At 42.2% G+C, this 16,932-nt stretch carries 15 protein-coding genes; 4 read left to right on the top strand and 11 right to left on the bottom strand.

Annotation, left to right across the window (positions count from 1 at the left end):
* Positions 1-25: 25 nt before the first annotated feature.
* From P2W71_RS22450 to P2W71_RS22440, 3 genes are all read right to left on the bottom strand, one after another.
* Positions 26-2,599, bottom strand: a complete 2,574-nt coding sequence (locus P2W71_RS22450; RefSeq protein WP_276373643.1) for an aconitate hydratase — start codon at positions 2,597-2,599, stop codon at positions 26-28.
* Positions 2,600-2,798: 199 nt separating this feature from the next.
* The gene (folE, locus tag P2W71_RS22445; RefSeq protein WP_276373642.1) at positions 2,799-3,485 is read right to left on the bottom strand and encodes a GTP cyclohydrolase I FolE; all 687 of its coding nucleotides are present in this window, start codon (positions 3,483-3,485) and stop codon (positions 2,799-2,801) included.
* Positions 3,445-3,855 carry a 6-carboxytetrahydropterin synthase gene (locus P2W71_RS22440; RefSeq protein WP_276373641.1) on the bottom strand — a complete coding sequence of 137 codons (411 nt, stop codon included), beginning with the start codon at positions 3,853-3,855 and terminating at the stop codon, positions 3,445-3,447. Before P2W71_RS22440 ends, folE begins: the two co-directional genes overlap by 41 nt.
* Before the next feature lie 479 nt (positions 3,856-4,334).
* Here P2W71_RS22440 and P2W71_RS22435 point away from each other — a divergent pair, with 479 nt between their 5' ends.
* The 3 genes from P2W71_RS22435 to P2W71_RS22425 all read left to right on the top strand — a co-directional run bounded on the left by P2W71_RS22435 (position 4,335) and on the right by P2W71_RS22425 (position 7,646).
* Positions 4,335-4,991: a phosphoadenylyl-sulfate reductase gene (locus tag P2W71_RS22435; RefSeq protein ID WP_276373640.1), complete on the top strand. Its 657-nt coding sequence runs from the start codon at positions 4,335-4,337 to the stop codon at positions 4,989-4,991.
* Between the two features lie 7 nt (positions 4,992-4,998).
* Positions 4,999-5,925, top strand: coding sequence for an SDR family oxidoreductase (locus P2W71_RS22430; protein WP_276373639.1), 927 nt, complete (start codon positions 4,999-5,001; stop codon positions 5,923-5,925).
* 140 nt (positions 5,926-6,065) lie between these two features.
* Positions 6,066-7,646: a Na+/H+ antiporter gene (locus tag P2W71_RS22425; RefSeq protein WP_276373638.1), complete on the top strand. Its 1,581-nt coding sequence runs from the start codon at positions 6,066-6,068 to the stop codon at positions 7,644-7,646.
* Between the two features lie 64 nt (positions 7,647-7,710).
* On the opposite strand, the gene P2W71_RS22420 is transcribed toward P2W71_RS22425, so the two are convergent.
* The 8 genes from P2W71_RS22420 to P2W71_RS22385 all read right to left on the bottom strand — a co-directional run bounded on the left by P2W71_RS22420 (position 7,711) and on the right by P2W71_RS22385 (position 14,401).
* A complete protein-coding gene (locus P2W71_RS22420) occupies positions 7,711-8,127 on the bottom strand; it encodes a BrxA/BrxB family bacilliredoxin (RefSeq protein ID WP_276373637.1) in 417 nt (138 codons plus the stop codon).
* A gap of 37 nt (positions 8,128-8,164) precedes the next feature.
* Entirely contained in the window at positions 8,165-8,518 is a 354-nt protein-coding gene (locus tag P2W71_RS22415; RefSeq protein WP_276373636.1) for an SUF system Fe-S cluster assembly protein, read from the bottom strand.
* Positions 8,518-8,952 carry a SufE family protein gene (locus tag P2W71_RS22410; RefSeq protein WP_276373735.1) on the bottom strand — a complete coding sequence of 145 codons (435 nt, stop codon included), beginning with the start codon at positions 8,950-8,952 and terminating at the stop codon, positions 8,518-8,520. The genes P2W71_RS22415 and P2W71_RS22410 overlap by 1 nt, the downstream gene beginning before the upstream one ends.
* Before the next feature lie 41 nt (positions 8,953-8,993).
* The gene (locus tag P2W71_RS22405; RefSeq protein WP_276373635.1) at positions 8,994-10,241 is read right to left on the bottom strand and encodes a cysteine desulfurase; all 1,248 of its coding nucleotides are present in this window, start codon (positions 10,239-10,241) and stop codon (positions 8,994-8,996) included.
* A 3-nt stretch (positions 10,242-10,244) separates the two neighbouring features.
* Complete coding sequence (gene sufD / locus P2W71_RS22400; protein ID WP_276373634.1) at positions 10,245-11,558, bottom strand: Fe-S cluster assembly protein SufD; 1,314 nt, start codon at positions 11,556-11,558, stop codon at positions 10,245-10,247.
* Between the two features lie 11 nt (positions 11,559-11,569).
* Positions 11,570-12,325, bottom strand: a complete 756-nt coding sequence (gene sufC, locus P2W71_RS22395; protein ID WP_276373633.1) for a Fe-S cluster assembly ATPase SufC — start codon at positions 12,323-12,325, stop codon at positions 11,570-11,572.
* Between the two features lie 28 nt (positions 12,326-12,353).
* Positions 12,354-13,799 carry a Fe-S cluster assembly protein SufB gene (sufB, locus tag P2W71_RS22390; RefSeq protein WP_276373632.1) on the bottom strand — a complete coding sequence of 482 codons (1,446 nt, stop codon included), beginning with the start codon at positions 13,797-13,799 and terminating at the stop codon, positions 12,354-12,356.
* A gap of 137 nt (positions 13,800-13,936) precedes the next feature.
* A complete protein-coding gene (locus P2W71_RS22385) occupies positions 13,937-14,401 on the bottom strand; it encodes an Lrp/AsnC ligand binding domain-containing protein (protein WP_276373631.1) in 465 nt (154 codons plus the stop codon).
* 841 nt (positions 14,402-15,242) lie between these two features.
* Between P2W71_RS22385 and P2W71_RS22380 the strand changes: the two genes are divergently transcribed.
* A complete protein-coding gene (locus P2W71_RS22380; RefSeq protein WP_276373630.1) occupies positions 15,243-16,928 on the top strand; it encodes an AMP-binding protein in 1,686 nt (561 codons plus the stop codon).
* Positions 16,929-16,932 lie beyond the last annotated feature (4 nt).

Genomic DNA, 16,932 nt, shown 5'->3' with positions numbered 1-16,932 from the left:
TCTTTCAATCGAATAATCATTACATCTATCTTCTCTTTTTAGCTGCGCTCTTTGATGGCTTTTTAACCACTTTGACAGGCTTAGGCGCCGATTTTTTTGCAACTTTTTTCGCGGGTTTAGCCGAAACTTTGGCTTTCGCTTTTTTAGCTACAACCTTTTTAGCAGGTGTTTTGGCTGTCTTTACAGCTGATTTTTTTGCTGACTTTTTAGCAACAACCTTGCTGGCACTTTTTTTAACAGTCGCTTTTGGCATTACCTTTTTTACGACTTTCTTAACAGCTGTTGCTACTTTTTCAAGGATACCCTTTTTTTCCGCTTGAGCTTTTTCTGCCGCTTTTCTGGCAATAATGCCCATCAGGTTTAGTGCGGATCCTGCCTTGAACCATTCGATCTGGTTCTTATTATAGGTGTGGTTGACGGAAATACTATCCTGTGTGCCGTCGCTATGGTGAAGAACAAGTGTCAATGGTTTTTCCGGCGTGAATTCAGTTAAGCCAATGATATCGACCTTATCGTCTTCCTGAACCTTATTGTAGTCTTCTTTATTTGAAAAAGTCAATGCGAGCATACCTTGTTTTTTCAGGTTTGTCTCGTGAATCCGCGCAAAAGATTTTACGAGTATAACCCGCACCCCCAGATGGCGAGGTTCCATAGCAGCGTGTTCTCGTGAGGAACCTTCTCCATAGTTTTCATCACCTATTACGATAGTTCCGATTCCCTGGCTTTTGTAAAAGCGCTGAACTTTCGGCACCTCATCATATTGACCGGTAATTGTGTTTTTAACGCTGTTAATTTTCTCGTTGAAAAAGTTGGTCGCGCCGATAAGCAGATTGTTTGAAATGTTGTCCAGGTGCCCGCGGTATTTCAACCATTTACCCGCCATCGAAATGTGGTCGGTGGTACATTTGCCTTTGGCCTTGATCAACACGCGTAAGTCTCTCAGATCCGTTCCTTCCCAAGGTTTGAAAGGTTCCAGCAACTGAAGGCGGTCAGAGGTAGGGCTTACCTTAACTTCCACTTTGCTTCCATCTTTTGCCGGAGCAACGAACCCTGCATCCTTAACATCAAAGCCTTTTACCGGCAGTTCGTCTCCCGTTGGAGGATCAAGTCTTACTTGTTGTCCGGATTCATTGGTTAAGGTATCCGTCATCGGGTTGAAAGTAAGGTCTCCCGCAATTGCCAATGCAGTTACAAGTTCAGGGGAACCCACAAAAGCATAGGTATTGGGGTTACCATCATTACGTGACTGGAAATTTCTGTTGAAGGAGTGAACAATCGTATTTTTCTCTTTCTTTTCTGCGCCAACACGGTTCCACATACCAATGCAAGGGCCACACGCATTTGCAAATACCTTGGCGCCGATCTTGTCAAAAGTATCGATAAAGCCATCGCGTTCGATAGTATAGCGAACCTGTTCAGATCCTGGCGTAATTGTAAATTCTGATTTCGTCTTTAGTCCTTTGTCCGATACCTGTCGTGCAAGACTTGCCGCACGGGAGATATCTTCGTAAGAAGAGTTTGTACATGAACCGATCAAACCTACTTCGATGTGTGTTGGCCATCCGTTGCGTGCCGCTTCTTCTTTCATTTTTGAAATCGGAGTTGCCAGGTCGGGCGTGAAAGGTCCGTTCAAATGTGGCTCAAGTTCGGATAGGTTGATTTCTAAGACCTGGTCAAAATATTTCTCAGGCTCTGCATAAACTTCTGGGTCACCTACAAGGTGTTCTTTAATACTGTTGGCAAGCTTTGCCACTTCCGTTCGCCCCGTCGCAATCAGATACCGTTCCATCGATTCATCATATCCGAAAGTAGACGTAGTTGCGCCAACTTCTGCACCCATATTACAAATAGTACCTTTACCGGTACAGCTCATGGACGTGGCACCTTCTCCAAAATATTCTATGATCGCGCCGGTTCCGCCTTTTACGGTAAGAAGTCCGGCGACTTTTAATATTACATCCTTTGCAGCGGTCCAGCCATTTAGTCTTCCGGTCAGTTTTATTCCAATAAGTTTCGGAAACTTAAGTTCCCATGCCATACCCGACATAACATCCACGGCATCAGCTCCACCGACACCAATGGCAATCATACCAAGACCGCCGGCATTTACTGTATGTGAATCTGTTCCGATCATCATACCGCCCGGAAAAGCATAGTTCTCAAGGACTACCTGGTGAATAATCCCGGCGCCAGGTTTCCAGAAACCTATCCCATATTTATTGGAGACTGAAGAAAGAAAATCAAATACTTCGCGGCTTTCATCATTTGCAATGGTCAAATCTTCTTTGGCACCCGTACGAGCAACAATAAGGTGGTCACAGTGTACCGTTGAAGGTACAGCTACCCTTGGCCTACCGGCAGACATGAATTGTAAAAGTGCCATCTGAGCTGTGGCATCTTGCATGGCTACACGATCTGGCGCAAAGTCCACGTACGACTTACCTCTTCCAAAATTCTCAACTTTCTGATTAGCGTCAAGGTGGGAGTAAAGGATTTTTTCAGAAAGTGTAAGAGGTCTTTTTACAATACTTCGGGCTTTGGCAATGCGCGACGGCATCTTACTGTACAAAGCCTGGATCATGTCTAAATCGAATACCATAGGTTTAATTTTTTAGCAGAAGCAAAAGTAATAATTTTTTGTTCCGAATAGCGGCTGCTGAGGGTGACCCACTGGCTTTTTCCATAAATGGATGTCCAATAGTTACCGGCTGCAGAGTGCGTCGCTTGCTGTGTTTGTTAGTAAAGAAAATGGCTGACAGCAATGCCAGCCACTTATCCGATCAAGAAATCTCTTTCAATTACTTAGCGTTGATGTAGTTAAGAAATTCCCGTTTGATATTTTCGTCTTTGAATTTGCCCGAGAAGTAGGCAGTACCTGTTTTACTGTTGGTGTCCCCAACACCGCGGGAAGCAACGCACATATGGTTAGCATCGACTACAACGCCAACATCCTGCGTATGTAAAACACGTTCAATCTCTTTGCCAATCTGGACCGTAAGTCTTTCCTGGACCTGTGGTCTTTTAGAGAAGTACTGGACAATCCTGTTAATTTTTGAAAGCCCAATAACCTTTCCAGCGGAAAAATAAGCGACATGTGCTTTGCCGTATATAGGTACGAAGTGGTGCTCGCAATGAGAATAAAACGTGATGTCTTTTTCCACGAGCATCTGATCATAATTATACTTATTTTCAAAAAGGCGTGCATGGGGCCGGTTCTTTGGATTCAGCCCGCTGAACACTTCTTTCACGTACATTTTGGCTACTCTTCTGGGCGTACCATTCAGACTGTCATCCGTTAGATCTAACCCTAGAATCGTCATGATTTCGCGAAAGTGTTTTTCAATGCGTTCGATTTTCACTTCATCATCCAATTCGAATGCATCCGGCCTAAGAGGTGTTTCAAAGGATGACATGAAATGATCATCGCTATCGTCATCTGGGGTTTTAAGAGGCTGGATATTCAACAAAATTTCTTTCTGTCTCATATAAAGTGATTTTCAGTTCAAGGTCGGAGTCTATTTTCTGTCTGAGTATCCTCCAGATAACAACTGCAATGTTTTCAGCCGTCGGGTTCAGATTCTTGAAAAATTCAGTATCTAAATTCAAGTTTTTGTGATCCAGCTTCGATAACACATTTTCGCGGATCAAATCACTTAATAATTTCATGTCGAATACATATCCTGTTCTCGGATCAGGTTCTCCGGTGACACTTACGATCACTTCATAATTATGGCCATGGTAATTGGGATTGCTGCATTTTCCGAAAACTTTGGCATTCTGGTCATCAGACCATTCGGGATTGTAAAGTCTATGTGCTGCATTAAAATGTTCCTTCCGCGATACCTTTACCTTCATCGTGTTTAAAATAACATGATTCTACCTAAAAGGTTCCTCATCTGATCGACCGCAATCTAAAGCAATCCTTTGATTGACCATGAATACAAGTTAACGAATTCATCAACGTCGCGTTGTCGTTTACGTTAAACCTGTCAATATTAGATCGCATTAATTGTTAAAGTTACAAAACAGGTCTGCGATATACTTAAAAAGTAATCGGGCATGAAATGGATTTTTCCATGCAGAATGTTTGTTAGAAAGGCCTGGACTCCCATGTAAGCATTCTTACCTTTGGTGCTTGTCTTAAAATACCACTTGGCTACAAAGGGCTAAAAGCGTGAGCAGGACTACTAAAAGAAATCGGTACTTAGGGTTCAAGTTTAAAAAGTTTGATTAAGGGATTCGAAAATAATACGTTTAAAGTAATTATTCACAAATTGTTTAAATTATTTCTGAAAATAAGCAAGTTAGGGTACTTTAAGTAAACAAAGGGTTAAATGAAAATTGACGAAATTAAACAGCAAGTCGAAGCCTACAAAGCTGCGGGGAAAAGCCTTTTTACCACCTCATCCTTTCAATCACACAGCCTGGTTTTGGTTCACATCCTCAGCAAAATCGACAATACTATACCGGTCTATTTTATTAACACAGGGTATCATTTTCCGGAAACCGTTAGGTTCAGGGACTACATCACCGAGTTATTTAAACTCAATACAATTGATTTAAAACCGGATGTGCCCAAGTTTATGCAACGTGACCCGGAAGGACGACTACTTTTTACTTCGGATCCTGACCACTGCTGCCACCTGAATAAAACCCAGCCAATGGACGCGATCTTATTAGCGCACGATGTATGGATCAATGGTGTGCGTGCGGATCAAAGTGCAATCCGCGCTGCCATGAAGGTTGAACAGCCTGCCAAGCACGGGTGCCTTCGCTTTCATCCTATGCTGGATTGGAATGCGCGTATGATCTGGCTGTATCAAAAAGAACATAACCTTCCAAAGCATCCGCTTGAAGAAAAAGGATTTGTGAGCATAGGTTGTGAGCCTTGCACTCGTAAATTGGACCCCGAAATGCAGGAGCGTGAAGCCCGATGGTTCGGAATGAACAAAATCGAATGCGGCCTGCACACAGATTTAATTAACAAGTAAAAAAGGAATGAAGGTATTGGTTACGGGTGGTGCCGGTTACATCGGCACTGAATTAGTTAGTTTGTTAGTATCTAATGAGGCGGTCGAAAAGGTTATCGTTTATGATAATCTAAGCCGGATGAATTACAATTTGTTTCTCGGCCTGAAGCTTCAAAAGCACCAGAAATTGACTTTTGTAAAGGGTGAGCTACTCGACTCCCGATCGCTGCGAAAAGCATTAAAAGGAGTAGATGTTGTTTTCCATCTGGCCGCCAAAGTAACCACGCCTTTTGCTGTTTCTGATTCCCATGCTTACGAACAAGTGAATCATTGGGGAACAGCCGAGTTGGTCTATGCCGTAGAGGAAAGTAACTCTATCAAGAAGTTCATATTTGCCTCGAGTACAGGTATTTATGGGGCTTCTGAAGTACCTTTAGATGAAAATGCCGAGCCCAACCCCAAGACGTTTTATGCGATTTCAAAATTCCGGGGAGAGGAGCATGTACGGCGTTTGATGGACAAGAAAATTGACACCTATATCTTCCGTTGTGGCAATGTTTATGGTTACAGTAAAAGTATGAGGTTTGATTCTGTGATGAACAAATTTGCTTTCGAAGCTAACTTCAACAAGATCGTAACCATTCAGGGAAATGGTAAACAATCGAGACCATTTATCCATATAGATCTGGTTGCTAAAGCCCTGAATAATTTATTATCCAGCAACGTTCCCAGCGGCACGTACAACCTAGTCGAGAGAAGCATCAAAGTTTTCGACATCGTAGACGAACTCAAACAATTAATCCCTGAACTGGAGTTCATCTTCATCAATCAACATTTAAAAATGAATGAGATCAATGTAAAGTCGAACGACCTCATCAATGGAAGTTTGGGAATCAGCAATCCCAGATCCCTGAAGGACGAACTCCGCGATTTTCTGTCACGCTTTAGTTTCTAACAATAGATTAAGGGGGTTAGAGACGGAGGATGCGTCGATGACTTCTTTTAAAGTTTGTTTTTGCTTAAACCCCTGGTATGTTTGTCAATGTTGTATCCACCGGATATTTTGCATCTCTTCAATAGAACTTAATGGAGAACATGGCGACGGTGGTTATACTGCTGGCTGTTGTTACAGCCCTGGCAGAGATCACAGACAAAATCAGAATACCGTATCCAATCCTGCTGGTAATAACTGGTATTGGCATCGGACTTGTGCCCAACTTACATCCCATTACCTTAAACCCTGAGGTTGTATTTCTGGTTTTTCTTCCTCCAATTCTATATGCCGCAGCCTGGACAACTTCCTGGATTGATTTTAAAAAAGCCAGGAGGCCCATCACGCTTTTAGCGACCGGCTGTGTTGTTTTCACCACCTGTGCCGTTGCCTGGATTGCACATAGTTTTATTCCCGGTTTCGGGTGGCATGAAGCTTTCGTTTTAGGAGCCATTATATCCCCGCCAGACGCTGTTGCCGCAGCTGCTGCTACTAAAGGGTTGATTGTGCCTAAGCGAGTAACGACCATCTTAGAAGGGGAGAGTTTGGTTAATGATGCAACGGGTTTGATTGTATATAAGTACGCGGTGGCTGCGGTGGTAACTGGTGTTTTCAGTTTATGGAATGCCAGCATTCAATTTGTATTTGTTGCGGGCATAGGAATCGTTTTAGGGCTTGTGCTCGGGATCGTTTTTAAATGGATTCATAAAATCACACCGGATAACCCGACGACTGATACCACGTTCACATTGCTGGCTCCTTATATCTGCTACCTGACGGCGGAAAGCATCCATGTATCCGGTGTGTTAAGTGTTGTTACCTGCGGACTGTATATGTCCTACAATTCTTCTGTCGTGTTCTCACAACAGACGCGCTTGCAATCCTATGGAGTGTGGAATACGGTTACCTTCATCCTGAACGGGGTCATTTTTATTCTGATTGGATTACAGTTGCCCTTAATTCTAGAGACCATTGAGGAACATTCATTTACAACTTTGCTCAAGTATGGAGGCATTGTGAGCCTTGCTGTAATTGTAGGGAGGATTATCTGGGTATATCCAGGAGCGTATATTCCGCGGCTAAGTAAAAAAATTCGTGAAAGGGAGCCAGAGGTGAGCCTGAGACTTGTTACCATCGTAGCATGGTCGGGTATGCGTGGCGTTGTATCATTGGCCGCAGCCCTTGCCTTGCCCTTAACGGCGGCCGGTTCAGCGCCATTTCCAAACCGAAGCTTGATTATCTTTCTCACCTTCACAGTTATTTTTTCTACCTTGGTAATCCAGGGCCTAAGCTTGCGCCCACTGATAAAAATGTTGGGAATCAAACAGGATAACCATGAACATGAAATTGAACAAGCAGCCCGATTACAAATTGCTTCTTCCATTATTGAGCACATCGAAGAGAATTATTCTTTAGCACTTAGTGATGAAGTTTTGAATCAAATCAAAACCAAATATGAAATCCGGATGCAAAGAATTCTTAAAGATCAGGTCCAAAGCAAAAAGAAAATAGACGATCAACAGATAATTGAATTTCATCGCATTCAACAAGAGTTGCTGGATAAAGAACGCCAATTGGTGATCCGTTTGCGCCGTGATGGGAAAATAGGGGATGAGGCCTTAAGGAAGATTGAATATGAGTTAGACCTGGAGGAGACGCGATTGATTTTGGAGCGTGGTCTTTAATTGGGCAAATAAAAACGTTATGTAGAGACGCAATGCATTGCGTCTCTACATAACATGTTTGGGCTTAACAGTATTCGTCGAATACTTCTAGTAAATGTTCGCCGATCATTTGCGCGTTACGTCCTTCAATATGATGGCGTTCAACAAAATGAACCAATTCACCATCCTTAAAAAGCGCAATAGAAGGTGAAGACGGTGGATATGGGAGGGTAAATTCCCGTGCTTTTGCCACGGCTTCTTTATCTACTCCGGCAAATACAGTGGCTAGTCGATTCGGCTTCTTATCTGAATGCTGAAGCGCCCATTTTACTCCCGGACGTGCTGCTCCTGCTGCACAGCCGCATACTGAATTGATCACCAAAAGTGTCGTCCCCTTCTGATCGGTTAGGTTGCTTTCAACCTCTTCAGGAGTTTTAAATTCAGTGAAGCCCAGACTGGTTAAGTCGTTGCGCATGGGGGCTACTAATTGTTCTGGGTACATAGTTTTATTTGAATTATATCGTAAAAATTATAACAAATTATAGAAATCCAAGTTCAAGCTTGGCCGCTTCCGACATCATGTCCTGTGAATACGGAGGATCAAAGGTAACTTCGACTTTTACATCATTGATGCCCTCAATAGTTTTTATCTTTTGCTCCACTTCCCCTGGAATAACCTCAGCAGACGGGCAGGAGGGAGAAGTTAAAGTCATTTGAATATAAACATTATTTACAGGGTAAATATTGATCTCGTAAATCAAACCGAGCTCATAAATATCGACGGGAATTTCAGGGTCATAAACAGTCTTGATTGCAGCCAGTACTTTCTCCTGAAGATCAGGGATGACTGTGTCTGAGACTTTTTTTTGATCAATGTTTTCTACCGGTTCCATCAGGGTTTAACTTCCATTTTAGTTTTGAAAGCTAATGCGTATAGCTTCATCTGTTTTATCATGGCGGCGAAACCATTGGAACGCTGGGTACCAATGAATCGTTCCATGCCAATTTTCCGCATAAAGTAAAGATCAGCATTCAGAATTTGATCAGGCGTTTGCCCATTAAATATTCGAATCAAAAGACTAACCAAGCCTTTTGTTATCGCTGTGTTGCTGTCAGCAATAAAATATACTTTGTCATGATCAAAAGAAGCCGTCATCCATACCTTGGACTGGCAACCTTTTACAATATTGGTGTCCGTTTTATCGGCATTGTTCATCTCAGGCAACTTCTGACCCAACTCCATGATGTAAAAGACTGTCATCTCCATATCGCCGTCGAGTAAGGAAAATTCGCTTATAATTTCTTCCTGAATTTCATTGATCGTCATAGGTGCCTTATCAGGATTCAAAGTTTCATGGATGAGTATCGTTATTTCATAAAGCTGATTACTCTATCCAAGCCTTCTACAAGTTTATCAATTTCCGGCTTCGTATTGTAAACAGCAAATGAAGCCCGAACCGTTCCCTCTATACCAAAGCGCTCCATCAGGGGTTGTGCACAATGATGTCCTGTTCTTACCGCAATACCTCTTGTATCGAGCATTTGGCCGATATCAAAATGGTGGATACCTTCAACGACAAATGATACGATGCTTACCTTTTGAGCAGCAGTTCCAATGAGCCTGATTCCTTTTAATGCCGATAGCTCACTCGTTGCGTACTTCAGCAGCTCGTGTTCATGTGCGGCAATGGTTGCTTTTCCAAGCGACTGAATAAATTCAATAGCAGGTTTCAGTGCAATAACATCCGCAATGTTCGGCGTTCCTGCTTCAAATTTATAGGGCAAGTCATTGTAAGTGGTTTTTTTGAACGTGACCTCCTTGATCATCTCTCCACCGCCAAAAAAAGGAGGCATTTTTTCTAGCAGTGATCTTTTGCCATATAGTATTCCCGCACCGGTGGGACCATACATCTTGTGGGCTGAAATACAATAAAAATCACAATCCAGGTTTTGAACATCAACAGGTAAATGCGCTGCAGCTTGAGCACCATCGACCAGGATCAAAGCACCGGCTTCGTGCGCAAGCCTTGCCATTTCTTTTACAGGGTTGATAGTACCCAATGCATTGGAAGCATGATTAACGACGACCAGTTTGGTTTTGGAGGTCAGCAATTTTTTAAATGCTTCCAAATCTATTTCGCCATTATCAAGTACTGGTATCACTTTAAGTTCTGCGTCTTTCATTTCGCAGACCATTTGCCAGGGTACAATGTTGGAGTGGTGCTCTAATTCAGAAACAATGATCTCGTCACCCTTGCCGATGAACGTGCGACCATAGGAATGTGCAACCAGGTTAATTGCTTCCGTTACCCCGCGTGTTATAAATATAATTTCTTCGAGATGCTGTGCATTGATAAAGTCTTTAGCTGCTTCACGCGTGGCTTCGTAAGCGCGTGTAGCTTTCTCCGCGAGTGTATGAATACCGCGATGAATATTGGCATTGTAGCCTGTGTAGTAATCAACTAAAGTATTAATTACCTGCAGTGGTTTTTGGGAAGTTGCGGCATTGTCAAAGTAAACCAAATCATGCCCGTTTACTTTTTGATTTAGTATGGGAAACTCTTTCCTGATTTTTTCTACATCAAATCGTATGGAAGGAGCAGGGGAGGTCGTCATAACTCAAAAATTTTTGTGTAGCCTTTCACTTACTAACTGATCCAGGTAGGTCTTTAGTTCAGCATGGGCAACGTTATCCAAAATTTCTCCTGCAAAGGCATACAATACCATAGCTCGTGCAGTCTCTTTACTGATACCACGAGTCTGCAGGTAGAACATAGCTTCTTCATCCAGTTGTCCCGTAGTGCAACCGTGCGAACATTTTACATCATCTGCCCAAATTTCAAGCTGTGGCTTTGTATTGACAGTAGCTTTATCTGTTAGCAGGATGTTGCGATTTGCCTGAAACGCATTGGTCTTTTGCGCATTTGGCCTTACATATATCTTACCATTAAACACACCTTTTGAACTACCATCCATGATGCCTTTATACAATTCGTTACTAAAGGAATTAGCTTTTTTATGATCAACAACGGTGTGGTTATCTGCGAGGGTATCATTGTCCAGCAGGTACAAACCAAACATGTGTGATTCAATGCCTTCCCCATCAAGTGAAAGCTGCAGGTTATTACGGATCAATTTACCATTCAAGGTGAATGTAAATGTATTAACGCGGCTATAATTCGATTGATAAAATTGTGTCAGATTGTATTGATACCGGTTTCCGGAATCATTCTGGATGAAATAAAAATTTAATTCGGCGTTCTCATTGACCACACCTTCGGTAACGGTATTTGAAAAGTGATTTTGTTTTCCAACTGAATCAGATTTCTCGATGATCGTGCATTTACTATTAGTTTCTGAGACGATCAGATTTCTGTTTATGCTTAGGCCCTCCTGGTCAGAACCATCCTGAATATAATAAATGACAACAGGCTTTTCAACGGTTTGGTTTTTCTTGATATGCAAGAATACGCCATCCGTCCACGCGGCCGTATTCCAGGCCGTCAGCGCATCTGATTTAAAATCTGCGTATTTACCCAAATGTTTCAACACAAGTGGATTATTACCTTTCACTGCTTCCTTGAGTGGTAAAATGGATATTTCAGATTCAGGTGAAATAATGGTTGAATGTTCTTTCGAAAAAAAACCATTTATAAAAACAATAACATTTGCTTCAACTAAGGGAATGAAGAATTGTGTCGGGTCAATCTTTCCCTTAACGGAAGCAGACTGAAAATTAAAATTCTTTTGTAATGTGCGGGCGATCGGCGTGTCCTTGTACTCTTCGGCTTTATTGGCAGGTAAGCCTAACCGTTGAAACGTGAGATAAGCTTCCTTTCGTAAATCCGGAAAGGATTGCTCAACAGCCAGTGTCTTTTCAATTAACTGTCCAACTTCTGAAGATATGTTTCTTTCATTTACTGTTACATCCATGTGCATCAACTTTAGGCTAAGGCCAACTCATCTTTTATCCAATCATAGCCCTTCGCTTCCAGCTCAAGAGCAAGTTCTTTAGTACCCGACTTAACTATTTTTCCCTTATATAACACATGGACAAAATCAGGTACGATATAATCGAGCAGTCGTTGATAGTGGGTTACAACAATAACTGCATTTGCTTTATTTCTTAATTTGTTTACACCGTTGGCAACAATCCTTAAGGCATCTATATCCAAACCAGAATCAGTTTCATCCAGGATGGAAAGCTTAGGTTCAAGCATTGCCATTTGAAAAATCTCATTCCGCTTTTTTTCACCACCAGAAAATCCTTCATTCAGCGAACGATTTAAGAGCGACTGATCAATTTCAACCAATTTCATTTTTTCCTTCATCACTTTTAAAAAGGAAACAGCATCCAACGGCTGTTGACCGCGATGAACTCGTATTTGGTTCATGGCTGTTTTCATGAAGTTTATGGTGCTCACCCCTGGGATCTCCACGGGATATTGAAACGCCAGGAAAACCCCTTCGCGAGCACGCTCTTCTGGCGCCATTTCCAATAGATTTTTTCCCAGGAAGTCCACTTGCCCGGCGGTTACTTCGTACTCTTCTCTTCCGGCAAGTACCGATGCCAATGTACTTTTGCCCGAACCGTTTGGGCCCATAATGGCGTGGACTTCGCCCGGTTTTATTTCCAGGTTAATACCATTCAGGATTTGTTTATCCTCGATTTTTGCTTGAAGATTTTTTATGCTTAACATATTCTGTAGTTCGAATTAAGATTGTTGACTAGCCTACACTTCCCTCCAGCGTCAGGGCAAGCAGCTTCTGTGCTTCAACTGCAAATTCCATAGGCAATTGGTTCAGCACTTCCTTTGCATAGCCGTTCACGATCAAAGCAACCGCTGACTCCTCGTCTATTCCGCGTTGCAGACAATAAAAGATTTGGTCTTCACCGATCTTCGAAGTCGTTGCTTCGTGTTCTATGCGTGCTGTTTTGTTTTCAACATCGATATAAGGAAATGTATGTGCGCCACATTTATCGCCCATTAATAGAGAGTCGCATTGGGAAAAGTTTCTTGCATTTTCCGCACGCTTCATAATCTTTACCTGACCGCGATAACTGTTTTGAGAGTGTCCTGCCGATATCCCTTTTGATACGATGCGCGACTTTGTGTTCTTCCCAATGTGAATCATTTTTGTTCCCGTATCAGCTTGCTGATAATTGTTCGTTACAGCAACTGAATAAAATTCACCCATGGAGTTATCGCCCTTCAAAATGCAGGATGGATATTTCCATGTAATGGAAGAACCGGTCTCAACCTGTGTCCAAGAAATTTTTGATCCATCCCCAAAACACAGACCGCGCTTAGTCACAAAGTTGTAAATACCGCCTTTGCCATCCTTATCGCCAGGGTACCAATTTTGTACGGTAGAATATTTTACCTGTGCATCTTTCATCGCATAGATTTCCACTACCGCTGCATGGAGTTGATTTTCGTCGCGCATGGGAGCGGTACATCCTTCGAGGTAACTCACGTACGAGCCTTCATCTGCTACGATCAGCGTTCTTTCAAATTGCCCTGTATTGGCGGCGTTGATTCTAAAGTATGTCGATAATTCCATTGGGCAACGAACCCCTTTGGGAATATAACAGAATGATCCGTCCGTGAATACGGCAGAATTCAATGCTGCAAAGTAATTATCGTTCACAGGCACAACCGAGCCCATGTATTTTTTCACTAAGTCCGGGTGTTCTTTTACAGCTTCGCTGAAGGAACAGAAAATGATTCCGAGTTCTGCTAATGTTGACTTATATGTGGTAGCTACTGAAACACTATCGATCACGGCATCTACCGCGACACCAGTCAAACGTTTTTGTTCCGTGAGTGAAATGCCTAGTTTTTCAAATGTCTTGATTAATTCCGGATCGACATCCTCTAAATTTTTTGGCTGAACCTTTTGTTTAGGCGCAGAATAATAAATCAGGTCTTGATAATTGATAGGAGGGTACGTGACGTTCGGCCACTTCGGTTCCACCATCTTGGTCCACTGCCGGTATGCTTTTAATCTCCATTCAAGTAACCATTCGGGTTCATTTTTTTTGGCAGAGATAAAACGGATGATATCCTCATTAAGACCTTTCGGCGCCGAGTCTGTCTCTATATTAGTAGTCCAGCCGTGCTCGTATTCTTTTGAGGTTAATTCTTCAAGTACCTGATTATCCTTACTCATTGAAGCCTATTTAGACTGATTTTAAACAATACAAAAGTAACAATTAATAAGTTTAAACTAGAAGGTTTAAAGTTTAAAGTTTCGGGCGTAAAGCCGCTTTTTAGGTCGGATTCACATTTACCTTCCAAAACTCCTGGTTAGGTCAGGTTAAGACTTCGATCCAGGCTTTCTTCAAGCGAGATCATTGTTTCAGTTCTTTCAATTCCCTCAACTTGTTGGATTTTATCGTGTAAAACGATTTTCAGATGGTTTGTATCCTTACAATGGATTTTAGTAAACATGCTATAGTTGCCGGTGGTATAATGGATATTCGTTATTTCAGGAATGGCTTTAAGCTTTGCCATCACCTGATCATATAAGGCACTTTTTTGGAGAAATATCCCGATAAACGCAGTAATATCATATCCCAACTTTGCATAGTTAACCTTTAATGTAGTTTTCTCCACGATTCCAGCCTCTTCCAATTTATTCATCCGTACGTGGACTGTCCCTCCAGATACAAAAGCCTTTTTCGCTACCTCTGTATATGGTTTTTTGGCGTCCTGCATGAGAATTTCGAGAATCTTCAAGTCGATATTATCAACTTTATAATTTTCCGTCATATTTGTATTGGGTTTTAAGTATTATTCAAAATTATGAAATAATATTAAAAAATATATAAATATTCGAATCATTTATTGATTGAACCACTAGTTTATTCGTTACTTTGTTAAAGATTTTACAACGGACCAGATTCAAAACAGCGAATCACCAGTTATAAAATCCAACATTGTAGGGTGTTGAAACTTGGCAGACAAGCCCTCCGGTCTCGAGGGTGGAGAGTACGGGATAAAGTCCAGCCTTTGGCGACCTAACTGCTCCGTGGAGGTTCGATCCCTCCCTCTACAGCAAACACACTCACACGCACACAAACCGTTTAACGCGGATAACATTGTAGGGTGTTGAAATTGGCAGACATGCCCTCCGGTCTCGAGGGTGGAATAAAGGAATAAAGTGAAGCACCCTGATCTTATCTCAAGGATTCTTAGATAAGATCAGGTTTCTGAACCTAACCTCTCCGTGAAGGTTCGACTCCTTCCTCTACAGCAAACACACTCACACACACACAAACCGCAAAACGCGGATAACATTGTAGGGTGTTGATCCCGATAACTATCGGGAGGCAGACATGCCCTCTGGTCTCGAGGGTGGAATAAAGGAATAAAGTAAAGCACCCTGATCTTATCTCAAGAATTCTTAGATAAGATCAGGTTTCTGAACCTAACCTCTCCGTGAAGGTTCGACTCCTTCCTCTACAGCAAGCTCAGTTTAGGTTAATGAGTTATTCGGAGCTGCCCATCCCGCCTATGGCTGGATGGGTTTTTTTTTGCCTGCTTTCTGACATCCTATTGATTTGCTGGCCAACAATCGTTTGCTTTATGTATTCATCTTCAATCATTTTTTATGAAGGATTTCCCCTGGTTTAAAAAGTATCCAAAAGTAGTGGCCCACGAAATTCCATTGTATGAATATCAAAATCTCGTGGAACTCTTTGAAGATAGTTGTAAACGTTATAAAGACCAGGTTGCATATGAAAACATGGGTGTAAAACTAACCTATGATCAGCTCTATAAACTTTCCGGTGATTTTGCGGCCTATCTTCAAAAAGACCTCGGCCTAAAAAAAGGGGAACGCATCGCGATCCAAATGCCTAATCTTTTACAGTTCCCTGTTGCTTTCATGGGTGCCATACGGGCGGGATTGATCGTCGTGAACACAAATCCACTCTATACGGCGCGTGAAATGGAATACCAGTTTAAGGATGCAGAAATTTCGGCGATTGTGATCGTCGCTAATTTTTGTTTCAATCTAGAAAAAGTTGTTGCTCATAATCCCATCAAACATATCATCATAACCCAATTAGGGGATATGCTCGGCACGCTAAAGGGTGCCCTCGTGAATTTTGTAGTTAAGAAAGTAAAGAAAATGGTTCCTGCTTACCGTGTACCTCAGGCGCATTCTTTTAAAGAAGCACTCCAGAAGGGAGCTTCACTCACGCTGACCAAGCCAGACTTTGCTTTGAGCGACATTGCCGTGCTACAATATACCGGTGGGACTACAGGCGTATCGAAAGGCGCTCAACTTTCACATGCAAACATCATAGGCCACAATTCCATGATTAAACAATGGTTCAAACCCTACATGAATGTTAATCGGGAGAATGTAATGGTTACTGCTATTCCACTCTATCATATTTTTGCACTTACCGTAAATGGTGTTCTCATGTTTAATACGGGCGTCAAAAATGTCTTGATTACCAATGCGCGCGACATCAAGGGTTTTGTGAAAGAGTTGAAGAAACACAAATTCACCATCCTGACTGGAGTAAATACGCTTTTTAATGGATTGCTTAACAATCCGGATTTTAAAGACGTGGATTTTTCCGCTTTGCACGGTGCCGTTGGCGGTGGTATGGCTGTCCAGGATGCTGTTGCAGATCGATGGCTCGAAGTAACGGGCAAACCGCTCGTCGAAGGTTATGGGTTAAGCGAAACATCTCCTGTGTTATGTTGTAATCCGTTGGATGGCACACATAGAAAAGGAACGATTGGATTACCTATGCCCAACACTGAAGTTGCCATTTTCGATGACAGCGGAAACCAGTTACCACAAGGCGAAACCGGAGAGATCTGTGCGCGTGGCCCACAGGTTATGTCGGGATATTGGCAAAAAGACAATGAAGGTGTGTTCTTTCCAGGAGGATGGTTCCGCACGGGCGATATCGGTTTAATGGAGGCTGACGGTTTTTTCAAAATCGTAGATCGCAAGAAAGATATGATCAAAGTGTCCGGCTTCAATGTATTTCCAAACGAAGTGGAGAATGTGATAGCATCTTTTGCGAAAGTGAAGGAAGTAGCTGCGATTGGGGTGCCCGATCCAAAATCAGGTGAGGTTATTAAAATATATGTTGTTAAAAAAGATCCGACCCTCACCGAACAAGAACTTAAAACCTATTGTCATGAAAATCTTACTAACTATAAAGTTCCCAGGCATATTGTTTTCCGAGATGACCTACCAAAAAGCAACGTCGGAAAAATATTAAGACGTGTTCTTAAGGAAGAGCATATGGGGATACAGTCAACTCAGTAATTTT

It is taken from the genome of Chryseolinea sp. H1M3-3 (assembly GCF_029360725.1).
In the GTDB taxonomy this organism is placed as follows: domain Bacteria; phylum Bacteroidota; class Bacteroidia; order Cytophagales; family Cyclobacteriaceae; genus Chryseolinea.
Note: the sequence above shows the minus strand (reverse complement) of the source record. Positions and strands in the feature narration are given on the sequence as shown.